19 protein-coding genes are annotated in these 19,918 nt (G+C 56.7%); 7 read left to right on the top strand and 12 right to left on the bottom strand.

The window, feature by feature from the left end; genetic code table 11:
- Positions 1-147: 147 nt before the first annotated feature.
- The 7 genes from GbCGDNIH8_RS11475 to rpsF form a co-directional block, all read right to left on the bottom strand.
- The gene (locus GbCGDNIH8_RS11475; RefSeq protein ID WP_072573286.1) at positions 148-942 is read right to left on the bottom strand and encodes an ABC transporter ATP-binding protein; all 795 of its coding nucleotides are present in this window, start codon (positions 940-942) and stop codon (positions 148-150) included.
- On the bottom strand, positions 939-1,718 hold the full coding sequence (locus tag GbCGDNIH8_RS11470) for an MlaE family ABC transporter permease (protein ID WP_072573285.1): 780 nt from the start codon (positions 1,716-1,718) through the stop codon (positions 939-941). The genes GbCGDNIH8_RS11475 and GbCGDNIH8_RS11470 overlap by 4 nt, the downstream gene beginning before the upstream one ends.
- On the bottom strand, positions 1,715-2,920 hold the full coding sequence (alr, locus tag GbCGDNIH8_RS11465; protein WP_253736037.1) for an alanine racemase: 1,206 nt from the start codon (positions 2,918-2,920) through the stop codon (positions 1,715-1,717). Before alr ends, GbCGDNIH8_RS11470 begins: the two co-directional genes overlap by 4 nt.
- Positions 2,904-4,427 carry a replicative DNA helicase gene (locus GbCGDNIH8_RS11460; protein ID WP_072573284.1) on the bottom strand — a complete coding sequence of 508 codons (1,524 nt, stop codon included), beginning with the start codon at positions 4,425-4,427 and terminating at the stop codon, positions 2,904-2,906. The genes alr and GbCGDNIH8_RS11460 overlap by 17 nt, the downstream gene beginning before the upstream one ends.
- A gap of 167 nt (positions 4,428-4,594) precedes the next feature.
- Positions 4,595-5,167 carry a 50S ribosomal protein L9 gene (rplI, locus tag GbCGDNIH8_RS11455; protein ID WP_072573283.1) on the bottom strand — a complete coding sequence of 191 codons (573 nt, stop codon included), beginning with the start codon at positions 5,165-5,167 and terminating at the stop codon, positions 4,595-4,597.
- A 10-nt stretch (positions 5,168-5,177) separates the two neighbouring features.
- The gene (gene rpsR / locus GbCGDNIH8_RS11450) at positions 5,178-5,453 is read right to left on the bottom strand and encodes a 30S ribosomal protein S18 (RefSeq protein WP_011632915.1); all 276 of its coding nucleotides are present in this window, start codon (positions 5,451-5,453) and stop codon (positions 5,178-5,180) included.
- A gap of 6 nt (positions 5,454-5,459) precedes the next feature.
- Positions 5,460-5,924, bottom strand: a complete 465-nt coding sequence (rpsF, locus tag GbCGDNIH8_RS11445) for a 30S ribosomal protein S6 (protein WP_072573282.1) — start codon at positions 5,922-5,924, stop codon at positions 5,460-5,462.
- Between the two features lie 319 nt (positions 5,925-6,243).
- Here rpsF and fabD point away from each other — a divergent pair, with 319 nt between their 5' ends.
- From fabD to mltG, 5 genes are all read left to right on the top strand, one after another.
- Positions 6,244-7,206, top strand: a complete 963-nt coding sequence (fabD, locus tag GbCGDNIH8_RS11440) for an ACP S-malonyltransferase (protein WP_072573281.1) — start codon at positions 6,244-6,246, stop codon at positions 7,204-7,206.
- Positions 7,207-7,290: 84 nt separating this feature from the next.
- Positions 7,291-8,028 (top strand): 3-oxoacyl-[acyl-carrier-protein] reductase, encoded by a 738-nt coding sequence (gene fabG, locus GbCGDNIH8_RS11435; RefSeq protein ID WP_072573280.1) that lies wholly within the window; start codon positions 7,291-7,293, stop codon positions 8,026-8,028.
- A 239-nt stretch (positions 8,029-8,267) separates the two neighbouring features.
- Positions 8,268-8,507: an acyl carrier protein gene (locus GbCGDNIH8_RS11430; RefSeq protein WP_011632909.1), complete on the top strand. Its 240-nt coding sequence runs from the start codon at positions 8,268-8,270 to the stop codon at positions 8,505-8,507.
- A 58-nt stretch (positions 8,508-8,565) separates the two neighbouring features.
- On the top strand, positions 8,566-9,861 hold the full coding sequence (fabF, locus tag GbCGDNIH8_RS11425; RefSeq protein ID WP_072573279.1) for a beta-ketoacyl-ACP synthase II: 1,296 nt from the start codon (positions 8,566-8,568) through the stop codon (positions 9,859-9,861).
- Complete coding sequence (gene mltG / locus GbCGDNIH8_RS11420) at positions 9,824-11,113, top strand: endolytic transglycosylase MltG (protein WP_081370207.1); 1,290 nt, start codon at positions 9,824-9,826, stop codon at positions 11,111-11,113. Before fabF ends, mltG begins: the two co-directional genes overlap by 38 nt.
- A gap of 12 nt (positions 11,114-11,125) precedes the next feature.
- Here the strand turns inward: mltG and GbCGDNIH8_RS11415 are convergent, their stop codons facing one another.
- Positions 11,126-11,965 (bottom strand): SDR family NAD(P)-dependent oxidoreductase, encoded by an 840-nt coding sequence (locus GbCGDNIH8_RS11415; RefSeq protein WP_081368999.1) that lies wholly within the window; start codon positions 11,963-11,965, stop codon positions 11,126-11,128.
- A gap of 135 nt (positions 11,966-12,100) precedes the next feature.
- On the opposite strand from GbCGDNIH8_RS11415, the gene gmk reads away from it, so the two are divergent.
- Together gmk and GbCGDNIH8_RS11405 are read left to right on the top strand one after the other, a co-directional pair.
- Positions 12,101-12,742 (top strand): guanylate kinase, encoded by a 642-nt coding sequence (gene gmk / locus GbCGDNIH8_RS11410; protein WP_072573278.1) that lies wholly within the window; start codon positions 12,101-12,103, stop codon positions 12,740-12,742.
- Between the two features lie 14 nt (positions 12,743-12,756).
- A complete protein-coding gene (locus tag GbCGDNIH8_RS11405; RefSeq protein WP_072573846.1) occupies positions 12,757-13,221 on the top strand; it encodes a GNAT family N-acetyltransferase in 465 nt (154 codons plus the stop codon).
- Between the two features lie 110 nt (positions 13,222-13,331).
- On the opposite strand, the gene GbCGDNIH8_RS11400 is transcribed toward GbCGDNIH8_RS11405, so the two are convergent.
- The 4 genes from GbCGDNIH8_RS11400 to GbCGDNIH8_RS11385 all read right to left on the bottom strand — a co-directional run bounded on the left by GbCGDNIH8_RS11400 (position 13,332) and on the right by GbCGDNIH8_RS11385 (position 19,876).
- Positions 13,332-13,922 carry a hypothetical protein gene (locus tag GbCGDNIH8_RS11400; RefSeq protein ID WP_157692643.1) on the bottom strand — a complete coding sequence of 197 codons (591 nt, stop codon included), beginning with the start codon at positions 13,920-13,922 and terminating at the stop codon, positions 13,332-13,334.
- Positions 13,923-13,933: 11 nt separating this feature from the next.
- The gene (locus GbCGDNIH8_RS13000) at positions 13,934-17,797 is read right to left on the bottom strand and encodes a beta strand repeat-containing protein (protein WP_157692642.1); all 3,864 of its coding nucleotides are present in this window, start codon (positions 17,795-17,797) and stop codon (positions 13,934-13,936) included.
- Between the two features lie 160 nt (positions 17,798-17,957).
- On the bottom strand, positions 17,958-18,407 hold the full coding sequence (locus GbCGDNIH8_RS11390) for a DNA polymerase III subunit chi (RefSeq protein WP_072573275.1): 450 nt from the start codon (positions 18,405-18,407) through the stop codon (positions 17,958-17,960).
- The gene (locus GbCGDNIH8_RS11385) at positions 18,407-19,876 is read right to left on the bottom strand and encodes a leucyl aminopeptidase (RefSeq protein ID WP_072573845.1); all 1,470 of its coding nucleotides are present in this window, start codon (positions 19,874-19,876) and stop codon (positions 18,407-18,409) included. The genes GbCGDNIH8_RS11390 and GbCGDNIH8_RS11385 overlap by 1 nt, the downstream gene beginning before the upstream one ends.
- Positions 19,877-19,918: the final 42 nt, after the last annotated feature.

Here is a 19,918-nt window from a genome sequence, read left to right as displayed (position 1 = left end):
ATCATTCATATCATCTGAGTATCGAAATAAAATAGATACTGGGAAAAAACTCTTTTTAAAAAATCAGAGGAGATACAACAAATCAAAATAAATATTTTTTACAGGAGAAATGCAGGCATGTTTTTCAACTCCTGACTGTATTATTTTCTAACGACGCAACTGCATCTGGATCGGGCCTTCGCGCCGGCCATGGGTAAACTGGTCGACATAGGGGTTGTCGCTGTCCATCAGCCTGTCGGCTTTGCCGGTCCAGACGATGCGGCCCTCAAACAGCATGGCCGCTTCATGGCCGATCCGTCTTGCACTGGCCATATCGTGGGTGATGGCTATGGCTGTGCTGCCACCTGACCGGCTGCCATCTGCTTGGCTTGCAGTGACGCACTCAACGATCAGCCCGTCGATCACCGCGCCCATGATGGGATCGAGGCCGGTGGTCGGCTCATCGAAAAACAGGATATCCGGCTGCATGGCGATGGCACGGGCCAGAGCCACCCGCTTCTGCATGCCGCCGGACAGCTCCGCCGGGGACATATGCCCGATCTCTGCGCCGAGTCCGACTTTGGCCAGGTATCTGGTTGCGATTTCCTTCGCCTCCGAGCGGGCGATACGGTTACGCGCCAGCAAACCGAAGGTCACATTTTCCCAGACCGGCAGGCTGTCGAACAATGCGCCGTTCTGAAACAGCATGCCGATCCGTTGCCGCTGGGCGGACCGTTCATCGGCAGACATGGTCAGAATGTCGCGTCCGTCAAATTCGATCCGACCGTCATCCGGTTCTATCAGACCCAGAATACATTTCAGCAGCACTGATTTGCCGGAGCCGGAGCCGCCGATCACGACCATGGAGGTGCCGGCTGGAACATCCAGATCGACACCATCGAGAATCCGGCGTTCGCCGAACGTCTTGCGCAGCCCGGTGATGCGGATGGAGGGTGCTGTCATCGTGAGAAAAACAGTTCGGTCAGGACATAATCGAACGCCAGAATCAGCACGGAAGCGGTCACCACGGCGGATGTCGTGGCCGACCCGACCCCCTGAGCACCACCACGGCTGTTATAGCCGTGATAGCAGCCCTGAAGCGCGATCAGGAACCCGAATACGGCGGCTTTGGTCAGGCCCGACATGACATCGTCCATGTGGATGGAGGCGATGGTGTTGGCCAGATAAGTATGTGAGTTGAAACCCAGTTTGATTGAGGCCACCAGCCATCCGCCCATCACGCCCAGAATATCGGCAATGACAACCAGCAGCGGCAGGGCGATGGTGCCTGCCAGCAATCTCGGCGCGACCAGATATTTCATCGGATGGGTGGACAGGGTGGTCAGCGCATCGATCTGGTCGGTCACGCGCATCGTGCCCAGCTCGGCCGCCATAGCGGCGCCGACTCGTCCGGCGACCATCAGCCCGGCCAGCACCGGCCCCAGTTCCCGCGTGACGGAGAGCGAGACCAGCGATGCAATGGCGCTTTCAGCCGAAAAACGGGCAAAGCCGGTATAGGATTGCAGCGCGAGCACCATCCCGGTGAAAATGGCGGTGAGTGCCACCACCGGCAGGCTGAAATAGCCGATTTCCACCAGGGCACGCAGAAACATACGGCCGTAAAAAGGCGGTCGCAGCAGATGCGATAGAGCGGTAAGACCGAACACCCCCATCCGGCCCGTGCTGGTACAGGCCGAGAAAAAGGCTCTGCCCAGCCATGCAAGCGGGTTGAGGATCATGGAGTCAAAGGCCGGTAAATCCGCTCATAGCGCCGCCCGAGGGAGGTCAGCACCTCATACCCGTTCGTGCTGGCGCGTGCGGCGACTTCATCGGGGGATACATCAGGCCCGATAAGCTCCAGCCAGGAGCCTACCGTGATGCGGGGATCGTCAGTGACGTCATAGGTCGTCAGGTCCATGGAGACACGGCCTACCAGTGGAATGCGTGTCCCGTCAAAAGCGGCCTCTGCCCGGCTGCTCAGGGCACGCTGGAAACCATCTGCATATCCGACTGAACACACCGCAATCCGGGAGGGGCGCTGGGCGGCCCAGATACCATTATAGCCTACAATCTCGCCCGGCTCGACCGGTCTGATCTGAAGCACTCTGGCAGAGAGCCGCAACACGGGGCGCATCGGGTTCGGGCGGCCGGGAAGCGGGTTGATGCCGTACAGCGCGGCACCTGGCCGGGCGATGTCGCTGGCAAAGTCTGGCCCCAGAAAAATACCGGAGGAATTGGCGATGCTGCGCGGGGCAGGTGGCAGGCGGCTGCACGCGGCAGCAAAACGCTGACGTTGCAGTGTATTGCTGTCATGGTCCGGAATTTCTGCGCTGATCAGATGGGTCATGATGGCCCGTAACGTGATGCCGTCCAGCAGATCGGGATGTTCGGCAATCCGGTCATGTTCCTGCTGGTTCAGCCCCAGCCGGTTGATGCCGGTATCCACATGCAGGAAAGCGGGCAGGGCCTGTTCGCGGCGGCCTGCCTCCTGCCGCCATGCCTCGATTTCGCCGAGGGAGCCGAGGGCCGGGATCAGCCCATGATCCGCATAAACAGCTTCCCATCCGGGCCATAGGCCATTCAGCACGATCAACGTGGCGGAGGGGATCAGCGGACGAAGCGTCAGGGCTTCCTGCGGATGGGCCACGAAAATGTGATTGCATCCCTCCTGCACCAGACGCTGTGCAATGACGGCGGCCCCCAGCCCGTACCCGTCCGCCTTGACCACGGCCCCGGTGATGCGATTCGCACCATGGGTCGTACGCAGAAAGCGCCAGTTGGCGGCGATTGCATCCAGATCAATTTCCAGCCGGGCAACACCCGGGCCGTTCCGGTGCGCCTCGCCTTCAAGGGATGGTGAAATGTCAACCGGACCGGGGGATGCTCCCGCTGCTGTCAGGGGCATTGCGCACGGCCCGGTATCGTCAGATGTCCTCGCCATGGACGACATCAAGATCGCCGAAGCGGGTGAACTCAGCCTCGAAGAACAGATCGATTTTTCCGGTCGGCCCATGACGCTGCTTCGCGATGTAGAGTTCGGCTTTATTGTGCGCGGACTCCATATCCTGTGTCCATTTCTCCATGGCCGAGTGGAATTTCTCGTCATTCTCGAAGGCAATATCCTTCGGCATGCGTTGTTGCAGGTAATATTCGTCGCGATACACGAACATCACGCAGTCGGCGTCCTGTTCGATCGATCCCGATTCGCGCAAATCGGAGAGCTGGGGGCGCTTATCCTCCCGGCTTTCAACCGCGCGGGAGAGCTGGGACAGGGCGATGACCGGCACGGCCAGTTCCTTGGCGATGGCCTTCAGCCCCTGCGTGATCTGGCTGATTTCCAGCACGCGGCTTTCCGGGCGTGTGCCGGCGGCAGGGCGCATCAGCTGAAGATAGTCGACCACGATCAGCGCCAGTCCCTTGGTCCGTTTCAACCGGCGGCAGCGTGTGCGCAGGGCGGAGAGCGTGATGGCCGGCGTATCGTCAATATAGAGCGGCATGACCGCCAGTTCCCGGCTGACTTCCACGAAGCGGTCGAAATCACGCTGACCGATATCACCGCGCCTGATGCGGTCGCCGGAGATGCGGGCCTCTTCGGAGAGGAGACGGGTGGCAAGCTGCTCCGCGCTCATTTCAAGGGAGAAAATGGCCACTGTGCCGGATGGCACCGCATTGGGATCTTTTTCCCGCGCCTCGACCAGCAGGGAGCGGGCTGCGCCGAAGGCGATTTTCGTTGCCAGCGCGGTTTTGCCCATACCGGGACGACCAGCGAGGATCAGCAGGTCAGAGGGGTGCAGACCGCCGCTGCGCTTGTCCAGATCACGCAGCCCGGTGGACAGGCCGGACACGCCACCCGGTGTCCTGAAGGACCGCTCGGCCCCCGCAATGGCGGCGGTCAGCGCGACTTCAAAGCTGACGAATCCGCCTTCACTGCCGCCACGTTCGGCCAGATCGAACAGAGTCTGCTCGGCGGTTTCCAGCTGTTCACGTGCGGACAGGGCCTGTGCCGCATCATCAGCCGCCCCGAACGCCCGGTTCACCACCTGCTCGCCAAGGTCGATCAACTGGCGGCGCAGCCATGCATCATGGATGGCGCGACCGTATTCTCCGGCATTGATGATGCCGACCATGGCACTCATCAGCTTACCCAGATAGGCGCTGCCGCCGACCGGATCCAGCAGGCCGGAATGCTCGTATTCCGCTTTCAGCGTGATGGCATCCGCCAATTGTCCGGTTTCGATCCGGCGGGCAATGGAGTGATACAGACGGCCATGAATCGGGTCGGCAAAATGCTCCGGCGCCAGAAACTCGCTGACCCGTTCATAGGCTTTGTTGTTGGTCAGCAAGGCGCCCAGCAGCGCCTGTTCCGCCTGATGGTTGGAGGGCGGCAGGCGCTGTGACAGGCCGAGCAGCGCGGGTTCGGACGGGGATGTGGTCACCAGATTATTCATTGCCAGCGATCATAAGACAGGCTGGGGCGCCCGTCGCTGTGGAAGAATACTAATAACGGGGATAACTTGGATAGGATTGGCCATGTCTTTGAAACAAAACAGAAAAAAGGCGCGGACCGAAACCGGTGCCGCGCCTTGATTCATAGTCTCGGGATCGGGATGACCGCTCAGGCGGAGATCTCGACCTCTTCTTCGTCCACAACCTCGATGAGGGCTTCCGCGGCAGCGGCGGCTTCCTCGGCGGCAAGGCCGACAGCCTCGCCACGGGCCTGACGTTCGGCTTCTTCAACGCTGCGGGCGACGTTGACCGTCACCGGCAGCACGACTTCCGGATGCAGCACGACGCGCACCTCGGTCAGGCCCAGCATCTTGATCGGCTGATCAAGCTGGATCTGCTGACGGTTTACGCTCAGGCCGGATTCCGTGACGGCAACCGCGATGTCGCGGCTGCTGACGGAGCCGTACAGGCCACCGGATTCGCCCGCCTGACGGATGATGACGACCGACAGGCCGCTCACGCGTTCGGCGATGCGCTCGGCTTCTTCGCGGCGCTTCAGGTTCTGGGCTTCCAGCTGGGCGCGCTGCTGTTCGAAGCGCTCCATATTCGCCTTGGTCGCGCGGATGGCGCGGCCGCCAGGCAGCAGGAAGTTACGGGCATAGCCGGGTTTCACGCGGACCAGATCACCCATCTGGCCCAGCTTTTCGACCCGCTGCAGCAGGATCAGTTCAACAGCAGCCATGGGTCCCTCCTCAGGTCAGGATATAGGGCAGAAGGGCGAGGAAGCGGGCGCGCTTGATAGCCTGCGCCAGTTCACGCTGCTTCTTGGCCGAAACGGCGGTGATGCGGCTCGGCACGATCTTGCCGCGCTCGGACAGAAAGCGGCTCAGCAGGCGCACGTCCTTGTAGTCGATCTTCGGCGCGTTCGGGCCGCTGAACGGGCAGGATTTGCGGCGACGATAGAAGGGGCGACGCGCACCGACCGCAGCGCGGCGGGTGGCGGGGTTCACATCCTGGGTATCGGACATATCAGCTTACTCCTGATCCAGACCGCGGTCGTCATCGTCGCCGCCGGCGCGGGCGCGGAATTCCTCGCGGTCGTCATAACCACGCTTGCGACCCGACTCGAAACGGCCGGGCGGCTTCGGGCCGCGGAAACCGCGTTCGCGGTCATCGGATTTGCGGGACAGGACCGCGGACGGAACGTCGTCGATCTCCTCGACGCGGATGGTCATGAAGCGCAGAACGTCTTCGTTCAGGCGCAGCTGACGCTCGACTTCCGTGATCGTGGCGGGCTTCGCGTCCAGGCCCAGCAGCATGTAATGGCCCTTCCGGTTCTTCTTGATCCGGTAGGCCAGTGTGCGCAGACCCCAGTACTCACGCTTCTTGATCGCGCCGCCCTCGGCCTCGATCAGGGACGCAACATGGTCGGCAACGCTTTCGACCTGCTGCTGGGTCACATCGTTACGTGCAATCAGCACGCTCTCATAAAGCGGCATTTCATTCCCCCTCTGGCTGTTCGGCCCCGACCGGTATGGTCCATGCAGGGGATCACCGGAAAACCGGGCCATACATGTGGGCATAGCCGGGACGATGCCGTCGCCCCGGCAGGGAAGGGCGGGGTAACATCATGAAACCTGTTTCGTTTCAAGGAAAAACCGCGCAGCGGAGGCAGGATCGCAGCACATGGCAGCCTGTCTGCCATCTGTCTGGCCCCGATCCGGGGCAGGCTGGCCAGTCTGAGAGTGCCTGGCATTGACTTATCGGCGTGTGAAAGTTACGCGGCGTTCCTCCAACAGTTCGGAATGATTGCGTCGAATGACCGTTCGCGCCTTTTTGTTTCCAGGCCAGGGCAGCCAGTTCGTCGGCATGGGCCGCGATCTGGCCGATGCGTTCCCCATCGCTCGTGAAGTGTTCGAGGAGGTGGATGATACGCTGGGTCAGAAACTGTCCCGCCTGATGTTCGATGGTCCCGCCGAGGATCTGACCCTCACCGAAAACGCCCAGCCTGCCCTGATGGCCATGTCGATGGCCGTACTGCGCGTGCTGGAAAAGGAAGGTGGCTTCATTCTGCCTGCCAGGGCTGCGGTGGTGGCCGGGCATTCTCTGGGTGAATATTCGGCCCTGTCTGCCGCCAGTGCGCTGTCTGTGCCCGAAGCGGCCTTGCTGCTGCGGCTGCGTGGTCAGGCGATGCAGCGTGCGGTACCACCCGGTGAGGGCGGCATGGCGGCGCTGATTGGCGTCGATATGGATCAGGCGGCTTCCATCTGTGAGGAGGCGACCACTGATCCGGAGACCGGTCGGCATGAGGTGATCCAGCCCGCCAACGATAATGGCGGCGGCCAGGTGGTGATTTCCGGCCATCGCGGTGCGATCGATCGTGCGCTGGAGGTGGCGCGTGCGCGGGGCGTGAAACGGGCGGTTCTGCTGCCGGTCTCTGCTCCATTCCATTCGGCGCTGATGGCGCCTGCGGCGGATGCGATGGCGCAGGCCCTGGCGGAACATCCGCTGCATGCGCCGCTGGTGCCGTTGATCGCCAATGTCACGGCGGCCAAGGCCACGGATCCGGTGGAACTGCGCGATCTGCTGGTCCGTCAGGTGACCGGTACGGTGCGGTGGCGTGAAAGCGTGGCGGCAATGCTGGATCTTGGCGTCGATACGTTTGTCGAGCTTGGTGCGGGTAAGGTGCTGAGTGGTCTGGTGAGGCGGATTGCACCGGATGCAACGACCCTGTCTGCCGGAACCCCGGCAGAGATTGAGGCGCTGCTCAAGACATTTTGACGGATCAGACTGGTCGCGGGCGGCCTCCCCGGAGGGGGCGGGTTTCATACCGGACAACGAATAAAAAGATGAGGGGATACGCCGATGTTCCGGCTGGATGGTAAAGCGGCTCTGGTAACCGGGGCTTCTGGCGGGATCGGAGCCGCCATCGCTCGTGCCCTGCATGCGCAGGGTGCGATCGTGGTTCTGTCCGGCACACGCCGTCCGGCTCTCGAGTCGCTGGCGGACTCTCTGGGCGAGCGCACCCATATCGTGACTGCCGATCTGTCCGATCCCACAGCCGCGGAAGGGCTGGTTGCAGCGGCGGAGGAAGCCGCTGGCCCGCTTCACATTCTGGTCAATAACGCAGGTCTGACCCGCGATATGCTGGCTCTGCGCATGAAGGACGAGGACTGGCAGACGGTTCTGGATGTCGATCTGACAGCACCTTTCCGTCTGGTGCGGGCCGCGCTGAAAGGCATGCTGCGCCGCCGGGCCGGCCGGATCATCCAGATTTCCTCGGTTGTCGGTGCAACCGGCAATGCAGGACAATCGAATTATGCGGCAGCAAAGGCCGGGCTGGTGGGTATGAGCAAGGCTCTGGCCCAGGAAGTCGGTTCACGTGGCGTCACGGTGAATGTTGTGGCCCCCGGTTTCGTGGAAACCGCAATGACCGATGTTCTTCCCGAAGCCAGCCGTGAAAAGCTGTTGCAGTCTATTCCTCTCGGCCGCATGGGGCGGCCGGAGGATATTGCCTCGTCCGTGGTCTATCTGGCCTCTGACGAAGCCGGATGGGTCACCGGTGCCACACTGCATATAAATGGCGGTATGGCGATGATCTGAACTATGGCAGGATGGTGGCGGTGTGCGAAAAACCATGCTATCGCGCAGCCGTCAGCCTGATGGCCGGAATGTTCCGGCCTTTTGGGTCACAGTCTATCTGGCCTCGTTCTGCCCGGTTTCGGACAGGATTCGAAAAAAGCCAGAGGGCGAAACATCTTTGGGGATAATATCCGGTGGACCAGACAAGGAAGCCGGATCAGGCCACAGCAAGTATGCTGCAAGCAGGAGATAGAGATCCGATGAGCGAAGTCGCCGACAAGGTGAAGAAGATCGTCGTCGAGCACCTGGGCGTCGAGGAGTCCAAGGTGACCCCCGAAGCGTCGTTCATCGACGATCTGGGTGCCGACAGCCTCGATACGGTCGAGCTGGTGATGGCGTTCGAAGAAGCGTTCGGGGTGGAAATCCCGGAAGATGCGGCTGAGAAGATCAGCACCGTCAAGGACGCGGTCGAATATATTGAAAAGCAGAAGGCGGCCTGAGGCTTCGGCCTGGCCCTCTTTTCCAAATTTGACGCACAAGACACCAGGATCGAGCGGGATGAGCATTTCCGACTCTGCTAACAGCCGTGGACGCCGTGTCGTCGTTACCGGCATGGGGATTGTCAGCCCACTCGGGCTTGGTGTCGAACACGTCTGGAAGCGCCTGATCGCCGGGGAATCCGGCATCGGCGCAATCCAGTCTTTCGATGCATCGGCTCTGCCTGCCCGCATCGCGGGGGAGGTGCCTGTCGGTACCAAAGCCGAAGGCAGGCTGGATCTGGCCGAATGGATCCCGGTCAAGGATCAGAAGAAGATGGATCGCTTTATCCATCTGGGTCTGGTCGCCGCCACGCAGGCGGTCGAGGATTCCGGCTGGATGCCCGGTGAGGACGATCAGGAAGGCCGTGAACGTACCGGCGTGATGATCGGTTCCGGTATTGGCGGTCTCCAGACCATTTACGAGACCTCCATCAAGATTCATGAAGGCAAGGCGGCGCGTATCTCGCCCTTCTTCATTCCCGCAGCGCTGATTAATCTCGTCTCGGGCCATCTGTCGATCAGATATGGCTTCAAGGGACCGAACCATTCCGCCGTCACGGCTTGCGCCACCGGTGTTCATGCCATTGGCGATGCTGCCCGGCTGATCACCATCGGTGATGCCGATGTGATGGTGGCGGGTGGTGCGGAAGCGGCGGTGTGTGAACTCGGCATTGCCGGGTTCTGTGCTTCCCGTGCCCTTTCCACCGGCTTCAATGACACGCCCACTGAGGCATCCCGCCCGTGGGACAAGGACCGTGATGGCTTTGTCATGGGTGAAGGCTCCGGTGTGCTGGTGCTTGAGGAATACGAGCACGCGAAAAAGCGCGGCGCGAAAATCTATGCTGAAGTGTCTGGCTATGGCCTGTCGGGTGATGCCCATCACATCACTGCCCCGGCAGAAGGCCACGATGGCGCGTTCCGGGCGATGAAGGCCGCGTTCCGCAATGGCGGCATGACGCCTGCCGATATTCAGTATGTCAATGCGCATGGTACCTCCACGCCGCTGGGCGATGATCTGGAACTGGAGGCGGTCGAGCGTTTCTTCGGGGATGCGGCACGCACCTTGGCCATGTCCTCCACCAAATCCGCCACCGGGCATCTGCTGGGTGCGGCGGGCGCGATTGAGGCCGTGTTCTCCATCCTCGCCATCCGCGATGGCGTGGTGCCGCCGACCCTCAATCTGCACACGCCGAGCCGCGAAAGCGTAATCAATCGTGTGGCACTTGAAGCCCAGCGCCGTCCGGTGAAAGCTGCGCTCTCCAACAGTTTCGGTTTCGGTGGAACCAACGCCAGCATCATCTTCCGCGCCGTCTGATCATACGCCGCTCTCCGCGGGCGATGTTGCCCGCATGCAGAACGGAGACGATCAGACTGCACGCCGCCATGGGCTGGTGCGGCCTTCCGCCGATACGGAGGCTGCGTCCACGCATGATGGGGCCGAAGATGACACCGATCACCCTGTTATGGATGAAGCCTCACCCCAACCGGTGAGCGGTGATGCACCTTCAGAGTCGGACGGGGATGATGCATCCGCAGCCGGCACTTCCTCTCCGCCTGACCAGACAGCGCCGCCTTCTCCTTCGGCACAGCGCCGTCACTGGCGGTGGTGGCTGGGGGGCGGTGTGGTGGCTCTGCTTGCTGTTCTGGGTGGGATTGCCGGATATGGCTGGCTGACGGCCCATGCTGATGGCCCCTCCGAAACCCGTACGATTGTGATCGTGCCGCGTGGTGGTCTGGTTCATGTGACGCAGGCACTGCGTCAGGCGGGCGTCATCGATTCTCCATTGTTGTTCCATGCAGCGGTCGAGATCACGCGCTGGCAGGGGGCCGGTAGCCTGCACGCGGCGGAGTTCGAATTTCCGGCGCATGCCTCGATCATGACCGTGCTGCATATCCTGCGCACGGCACGGCCGGTGCAGCATACGATTACGCTGCCTGAAGGCATTACCGCATTCCGTGTGGCCGAGATTCTGTCCCGCGATGCCGTGCTGACCGGCGATGCGCCGGTACCGCCGGAGGGAAGCATTCTGCCGCAGACCTATGCTTTCGAACGGGGGGCCACGCGTCAGCAGATCGTGGAGCGGGCGACCGATGCCAGCCGTCACTGGCTTGAGAAAGCATGGCAGGGTCGGGATCGCTCTATCGGTTTGACCAGTCCGGAGCAGGCGGTGATTCTGGCCAGCATCGTGGAGCGGGAAACAGCACGACCACAGGAGCGCCCGCATGTGGCAGCGGTTTTCCTCAATCGTCTGAAGCATGGGATGAAGCTTCAGGCGGACAGCACGCTGGTCTATGCCGCCAGCGGTGGCAGTGGTCAGATGGAGCGGCCTTTGTCTCATGCCGATCTGGCTTTTGACGAGCCATACAACACCTACCGCATCCATGGCCTGCCGCCGGGTCCGATTGGCAATCCCGGCCAGGCGGCGCTGGAAGCCGTGCTTCATCCGATGCACAGTGATGATCTCTATTTCGTTGCCGATGGAAATGGCGGTCATAATTTCGCACGCGATCTCGGCCAGCATGAGGCCAATGTGCGCAAATGGCGGGACGGCAAAAAAAGCCGCTGAACCTGACGGTCTCTAGTGCGGCATCAGCCGTGCCGTGAGCGCGGGGGGCAGCAGGGCAGTCAGATGCGCGAGGGCTGCCATCTGCCATGGGAAGGCGTAGCGTATTTTCCCCTGTGCAATCGCAAAAAGGATCCGGGACGCTCCTTCCTCGACTTCCATCAGAAACGGCATCCGGAAGTGGTTTTTATCGGTCATCGGGGTGCGGATGAAGCCCGGACAGATGGCGCTGAGCCTGATCCCGTCTTTCCACGCACGTGAGGCGGCGGCAGTGGCCCAGCCTTGTGCGGCGGCTTTGCTGGCGGAATAGCTGGGCGCATAGGGAAGCGGCGCCAGCCCGGCGATGGAGGCGATCACCGCGATCCGGCCATGGAGAGCGCCATCAATGGCGTCCTGCCCCTGCATCAGGGTCATGGCAGGCAGGACGCTGTTCAGCATGCCGGTGACATTGGTTTCGAACACAGCGCGGGTGATGGCGGGTGTTTCCAGACCGCTGCCTGTTGTCGCGCCGCTCATGGCGGGGGAGATGCCTGCATTGGCGATCAGGGTTCCAAGCCTTTGCCCGTCTGCCGCGATCCCGTTGATCCAGCCAGTCATGGCGGCCTCATCCCTGACATCGGCACTGAAGCCGTGCACCTGCGCTCCCTGATCCCGGCATTGCTGCACGGTTGCTTCCAGCCGTTGTGGATCACGCCCGTTCAGATACAGGCGTGCGCCGGGAAAGGCGCAGAGAATGGCCAGTGCGGCGCCGATCCCGCTGGAGGCGCCGGTGATGGCGATGGCCCCTTCCTGAACCAGATGATGGGCGGCGATCTGCCCCTTTTGACGTATTCTCTGTTTGTCACGCTGGCCCATTGCCTGCCCCCGCTGGTATACGGCGCGCGAGGGGAGACGAACTCAGATGGTGCCCAGCCCGACCGTACGAATCGATTTCAGCCAGACTATACCCCGTCAAACCGTTTGCCATGCCGCCTTGCGGGAGCAGAGGGTATGATGCGTCCACTGCCTGAAACCGGACGCAGGGGGCTGTGTCTGGTGGTGGCGGCACCCTCTGGAGCGGGCAAAAGCTCCATCACCCGCGCCCTGCTGGCGGAAGATCCCGGCCTGCGTCTTTCTGTCAGCGTGACCACCCGTGCTCCCCGTGCCGGGGAGCAGGAGGGCGTGCATTACTACTTCCGTACGCAGGAAGAGTTCGATGCGATGGCCGCAGAGGGCCAACTGCTGGAATATGCCCGTGTGTTCGGGCGCAGCTATGGCACGCCACGCGGTCCGGTGCAGAAGGCCCTGTCAGAGGGCAGCGATGTTCTGTTTGATGTGGACTGGCAGGGTTATCACCAGCTCCGCTCTGCATTACCGGGTGATGTGGTGGGTATTTTCGTGCTGCCACCTTCGCTTGATGATCTCGCCAGCCGGCTGCAGGGGCGCGGCGATGCGCCGGATATCATCGCCCAGCGTATGGCCGCGGCCAGGGATGAGATCGCCCATGTAGGAGAGTTCCCCTATGTCGTGGTGAACACCCATCTGCCGGAGGCGATTGATCAGGTGCGGACCATTCTTCATGCGGCCCGCACGGAGACGAAACGGCAGGGCTGGCTTCGTCACTGGCTGGGCGGACTCGGCCTGTCGGAGTGAAAAATGAGGATGCCATGACCGAAAGCACGCAGCGTCTGATTGTCCCGGTGACTGATCTGCCAGCGGAGCAAGCTGCTGCATGGCTGGACGCTGCGCAGGCGGTGCATCGTCAGCTACGCCCTGCGATCCCTGATCCTTATGCGACGCATATGCGGGCGATGATCGCGCAAGGCGCAGAAATAGCAGTGCTGGCGGAAGGCGGCCTCGTGCGGGCCGTGGCGGTGTACCGGTGTTACCTGACCACCTATCGCGGTTTCCGGTTTTACGTGGATGATCTGGTGACTGATGAAGCCAGCCGCTCCTGTGGCCATGGTGAGACCTTGCTCGGCTGGTTACGGCAGCGAGCAAAGGAGAGAGGCTGTCAGGCGCTGGATCTGGATTCCGGCGTACAGCGTACCCGGGCACACCGGTTTTACTTCCGGGAAGGCATGTGGATTGCTGCGTACAGCTTCACGCAGACGCTGGCGGAGACTGGTTAGAGTGTTTTTGTCCCTGATTTAAGACTCTGCGTGCATCCTGCTCTGTTCTGTACCAGTGGATGCACGCGACTCGATGATATGCAAACGCTTATCAGGAGTAAGGTAAACAATTACTCTGATACTTTTTCCTCAGCCTGCGGTTGTAATGGCTGAACACCATTCTTGAAGGCAGCTTCAATCATGGAGTGAGGAATACGGACGATGTTTGATTTTGCAGAAAATGGCATGCTCAGAATTGTAACATAAAAGCAAACATCGCGGGTATCTGTTTTTAAATCGTATGTTTCAAAATCGTTGAATTTAAATTCACCTTTTGAATAAAAATATTTAATGCCTAAAAAAAAGAAATATTCATAAAGATTATTAGAATAAGACGATTTATTATCTGTATATAGTGCTTCGTTTTTTTGTTTATTGTTAGCCTCAATTGAAATTAACTTTTCTTTATAAATATCATCGCAAAATTTCAATATTGTATAATCTGATGTATTTTCATTCATGTCAAAATTTGACTTAAATTGAACCATTAAAGCGACAGGTCCTAGTAAATCCTGTGATTCCTTTGACAGTCGTTTAAAGGATGGAAAAGAGCTTCTATCGACCAGTGTTACAGATGCTAAGGTTACATCACTTGGGGCATGAACGCATGCTGATACAAGTAGAAACAAACAGATGCTTGTAATGATTTTAATGACATTCACCTGTCTATTCCTTAGGAGAAATTTAAAAGATTATGGATTAAAGGATCTGCAATAGATCCATGGTCGAGATTAATAGGTATGACTGCGGTAGCATGTCCCAAGGGTTCATTATTCCATGCTCCCCCTACGCCTGCGATAATATTTGGTATTGTGATACCAGTGTTTGAAGAAGTAAAATCGTACCATTTCTGAGAATTTTCGGCAACTTTTGAAAAATCTGGGCTATAATACCCTACTGGATCAATGGTAACGAGTGTATTGACATGTATTCCACTTGCAACAACCGATGCTGCTGTCGATCCACCATAACTATGGGCTATGATAGTTGCATTTCCCCCAGCGTTTTTAGCCCAAGCTGCAAGTTCTTTACTTTGATCCCATGTAAAATATTTTACATCGGCATTTGGATTTTGGTGTTCGTAACTACCTTCTGCATTTCTAACAAGACCAGAAATACTAGAATCTCCTGCTCCTCCAACAAAAGCAATATGCTCTGGCTTGCCCAACATGCCGGGGGTAATCTGAGCGACCTGGAGCGCATAGTGGGAGGCTGCCCGATAGTTGGCGTAATTATTGGCCATGTTAGTGAGCACAAGAGACAGGCTCTGCACCAAACCGGTCGTGATTTCCCCATTTGCAAATGCGGTTGAAAGGCTTGTGCTTGCAGACAGTATATTCAGGCCGGACGCGATCTTGGCATAAAATGCCTGGGAACTGGCGTCGGAAGATGCCAGGCTTGTCCCGCTTGCGATGGCGGCAGCCGACATCAGAATACTGCCCAGCGTCCCGCCTGCATCACCGTTTTCAGCCCCCTGAACAGCACCATACACGCCACCAACCGCCTGCGAGGCCGTATAAATAACATTCGATGCCCCTTTGAATGTTTGGGCGGAAATGCCCGTTGTGCTTCCTAACGCGCCAGCATATGCCCCGAGGCCGCCCGCTGCTGCTGTGGCAAGATTGAGAAAACCCCCTAAAATATTATCATTTGCAAATTCTTTTCCAGCCTCTGCAAGATCAACAGCAATAGCTGCGGGCATAACCACTGGAAAAGCTATGGCTGCAACATTGATGGCAGCAACACCTACTAATTCTACAATATCCCATGCATCAGTACCAATATCATGGAATTTATTGCCCGCCCCAATGAGACTGAGGTCCGGGTTGGCGTATACAGTAACATCTGTGGCGTGATCACCAACCTTGATGCGGGTCGTCAAATCTTTACGCTCTGCTGGATCCTGAGCGGCTATGCGAAGGGCAAGCTGCGCCGCTGTATTCCATAGGAGCGCTTGTTGGTCATTGCCTTTTGCAGTATCGGCTGATGCAACTTCTGACCAGTGTACAGCTTTGTTCAACAGAGATTGGTCTATTTTAACAAGCCAGTTAACATCATTGTCGAGCAAATTGCGCGTATAATCAGTCGCCTGTTGTTGCTGTACTGAAACAGCATATAAAAAATTTGCCAATCGTGCGGTTGTCGGAAATTGTAATACGGTACCATCGGCAAGTTGCAAAGAAAGATTACGGCCTGCTACCTCTGTTTCCAGGATAGGAAGTTCCGTGATAAGATTATTGGCGCTTGTATTGGCCAATAGTTGTTGATTTCCAGTGACTTGATCAATGCATACGATGCCAATGGGTGTGTCACTCGTCTGAGACATGATAGACGAGAATCCGGAAAGCTCTGCTTGGGTTGGAGCATCGATTCCCAGTGTCTTTGTAAAGATATTTGTCAGATCGGTCTGAAGTTCAGCCGAATGTGCAAGAGTATATCTCAGCTGATTGAGAGAATATGCCCCTGGTGTTGCAGACATGACATTAGCCAAGGCCTGGCGGTCGATGCTGTGCCCCAGAACCTGCTGATATATCATATTGGCTTTTTCTGGATCTAAAATAATATTTCCAGAGCCGCTTTGAACATTTGTAGTGTCATTTGAGCCATTATGATAGTCAATATTCCCATTTCCATTAATGGTTATATTACTATTATTTCCCTGATTAATGGTATTTCCACTACCATTTATTGTATTTGTTGCTGAAGCATTGTTTGCATCACTATTCTGAATATTGACAGTTGTATTATTGCCTGTTAGAAGGTTACTATTTCCAGTTATATTTATTGTATCTCCTGCTGAAGCAGTGATGTTATTATTGTTTCCTAAAATATTTGTAGAATTGGCGCTCCCACTTTGTATAATATTATTATTTCCTGAGATACTGGTGGTGTCTCCTGATCCCGTTGAGATGCTATCATTGGTTGCAGAGATATTTCCGCTGCTATTATTGCCTACAAGAATTGAAACATTTGCCGAGGCAGAGGCAGAAAAATTGTTTCCAATTAAATTTACTGTACTTCCGGACCCAATTGTATTCAGATGGCTTCCATCTCCAGAGAGGACGAGTTGGTTGTCCGTTCCTCCTGTAACAGTGTTATTGTTACCCCATACACCAGCAATGCTGGAGTTCTTGAGATAAATATTTTCATTATTTCCGGTTACAGAAACAGTATCTTTATTTCCACCAACAACAGTTTCATTATCGCCCCATATTCTGGATGTGGACGAATCCCCTAATTGAAGAGTATTTTTATTGCCGGAAATATCTACAGAACTGCCTGATCCAGCCGAAATATTATCATTATTTCCATAAATAGAGCCGTGGCTGTTATTATCCACAAGGATATTAACAAGAGAAGATGCGGTTGCGTGGAAATTGTCACCAGAAATATTGACAGTGCTCACTGGTCCCACAGAATTCAGATTATTATTTTGTCCAGAAAGCACAATGTGTTCATTTATTCCGCTAGAAACAGAGTTATTGTCCCCCCAAATGCCTGCTGTCGTAGAGTCTCCCAAATAAATATTTTCATTGCTACCATTTACAGATATATTATCCCATTGTCCTCCAGTAAGATTATTTTTATTACCAAATAATTTTGCCGTACTATAGGATCCAATTTGATTATTATTATTATCTCCAATTATATTGATATTATCATTGTCCCCTGCTGAAATAGTGTCATTGCTTCCATTAATTGTTCCATTACTATTATTTCCAATAAGAATAGAAACATTATTGGATATATTTGCAGAAAAATCGTTTCCGGTCAAATTGGCAGTGCTGTTACTGCCAAGGGCATTAATCTTGTTGCTGCTTCCGGACAAAACTATTTTGTTATTCAAGTTCGCACTGGAAGAATTATTGTTGCCCCATATGCCAATTGTATTGTTATTTGCCATCGAGACATGATTGCTATCACCAGCAACAGCCAGAGAATTGTTGCCTCCGCCAGAAATGGTATTATTGCTTCCCCACACCTTTACAGAGTTCAGGTCATTCATGTTTATTTTATTGGTACTTCCTATTACGTTGAGTGTGTCATTGTAATTAGAAGTAATAGACATACCATTTCCAGAAATTGTTCCTGAGGTATTTTTTCCTAATGTGATGTTGTCAGAATATGAACCATTAGCATAAAAATTTTGTCCACTAATATTTACAGTGCTACTAACGCCTAATGAATTTATATGATCATTGTTCCCAGAAATTGAGATAGTATTCAAAAATCCAGATGAAATTGATTCATTGTCACCTTTTATGCTTAAATATGAGACATTTCCAGATATAATTGTATTGTTATTCCCTGAAATTGCCGTGGTACTAAAATCACCATTATTTATGTTATTTGATTCTCCTGCGATGCTTAGATTTGTCTTATATCCACAATTTAGAGAATTATGATCTCCTATAACTGCAATACTATCTTCTGTTCCAGATACAATTGTATTGCCTGAACCATATACAACGTATGATTGGCCGTTTCCAAAGTGGAATGTGGTATTGTTTGCATATATGACTTGAGGATTTGGCATATTTCATTCTACTGAAGAATTTTTCATTGCATTTTTGCAATGAAAAATTCTAGAGAAACTGAATAAAATTTCAACGGATTTTTTACCTATAAAAGCTATTTTCGCCAGCAAGCGTAATAGTATCGTGGCCCGTGCTGATTAAAAAAGGCATCAGATGCGCCTACCGTTTCTTCTCCCACCCCCGTGGCCCCTGCTGCCAGTAGGTGAGTGTGTGGCCCGCGCTTTGCGCCTTTTTCCAGCGCAGGCGGGCTGCGGTGACGGCATCTTCGTTGCTGCCATCGAACAGATCGAACACACGGGTATAGTCATGCAGTCGCTCGCTGACGGTGCCGTCAATCAGGAACAGGAAGCGGGCGCCGTTAGGGGCAGCTTCATCCTGGGCGGTCAGCCAGATTGGCTGAAGCGTTGCATCGCCACTGCGGGCGGTGCCGTGGGGAAGCCAGTCCGGGTTAGGGCATAGCCAGAGCGTGGTATCCAGGGCGGCCACCCGCTCCGGGCCGCCGCACAGAACGATTGCCCGTTCGCCCGCCGCCAGAGTGCGGCCGAGCAATTGCGGCAGGGCCTGTTCGGGCCCTGTCCGCGTCAGGTGATAGAAGCCGATCTCCGTCATCAGCCCTCGTAATATTCGGCGACCAGACGGTCGAGCAGGCGCACGCCATATCCGGCAGCGCCTTTTTCGGCGAGGCTGGTATCGTGGTTCAGCCATGCCATCCCGGCGATGTCCAGATGCGCCCAGGGCTTGCCGTTGACGAAGCGTTGCAGGAACTGGGCGGCGGTGATGGAGCCTGCCGGACGACCACCCACATTCTTCACATCGGCAATGTCGGAGCGGATCTGGCGGTCATAAGCGGGATGCATCGGCATCCGCCACACTTTCTCCCCGGTTGCTGCACCGGCTTTGGCGATCTGTTCGGCCAGTGCGTCATCATTGCTGAACAGCCCGGCATATTCATGGCCAAGCCCGATGATGATCGCGCCGGTCAGCGTGGCGAGGTCGATCATGATGCGCGGATCGTATTTCTGCTGAGCGTACCACAGCACATCCGCCAGCACGAGGCGGCCTTCCGCATCGGTGTTGATAACCTCGATGGTCTGGCCGGAATAGCTGGTGACCACATCACCCGGGCGCTGCGCGGTGCCGGAGGGCATGTTTTCCACCAGTCCGATGATCCCGATCGCATTGACCTTCGCCTTGCGGGCGGCGAGCGCTGCCATCAGCCCGGTGACGGTCCCGGCCCCGCCCATATCCCATTTCATATCTTCCATGCCGGCGGCTGGCTTGATGCTGATCCCGCCCGTATCGAAGGTGACGCCTTTGCCGATGAAGCAGACCGGTTTTTCCTTGCTGCGGGCCCCGGCTCCGTTCCACTGCATTGTTACGACGCGGGCTTCCCGTTCGCTGCCCTGAGCGACACCCAGCAGGGCGCCGAAGCCGAGCTTGGTCAGTTCCTTCGGCCCAAGAATTTCGACTTTCAGGCCGAGCGTGGACAGCTTGCGGCAGCGTTCCGCGAATTCCGCTGGATAGAGTATGTTGGCAGGTTCGCTCACCAGATCGCGGGTCAGGAACACGCCTTCGGCAATGGCGCGTAGCGGAGCCAGAGCGTTGCGGGCGCTGGCAGCGTCAGTAGTCAGAACGGTCAGTTTGGTCAGTGTCGGCTTGGCCTCCGCTTTTTCATCCGTGCGATAGCGATCGAAGCGGTAGGAACGCAACGTGGCCCCATGCGCGATGAACGCAATCTGTTCGCCGGACAGGGTGGGGGCTGCGATGGCGGCCGTGTTTTCCTTTGCAATGGCAGGCCATGCAGCGCCACCGGCTTCTTCCAGAGATGTCTGGGTCGGCGTATCCTTGCCCAGACCGATCAGCACGATGCGGGACAGGCCTGCGCCGGGGGCGAGCAGAGTAAGGCTTTTGCCATGCTCTGCCTTGAAACTGGCGATGGAGATGGCGCGGGTAATGGCCCCCCCTGTGGCCTTGTCCGCTGCTTCGACAAGTCCGGATGGGGTTTCATCGGGAGCAAGGAACAGAACCAGCGCCCCGTTTTTGGGTAGGGCGGCTTTGGCAAAAGCGATATCGAGCATACAGGCTCCCACAGGCTTGGATCGGGACGGGAACGCCGTTCC

The sequence above is a fragment of the Granulibacter bethesdensis genome, assembly GCF_001889545.1.
GTDB classification, from domain to species: Bacteria; Pseudomonadota; Alphaproteobacteria; order Acetobacterales; family Acetobacteraceae; genus Granulibacter; species Granulibacter bethesdensis_B.
Note: the sequence above shows the minus strand (reverse complement) of the source record. Positions and strands in the feature narration are given on the sequence as shown.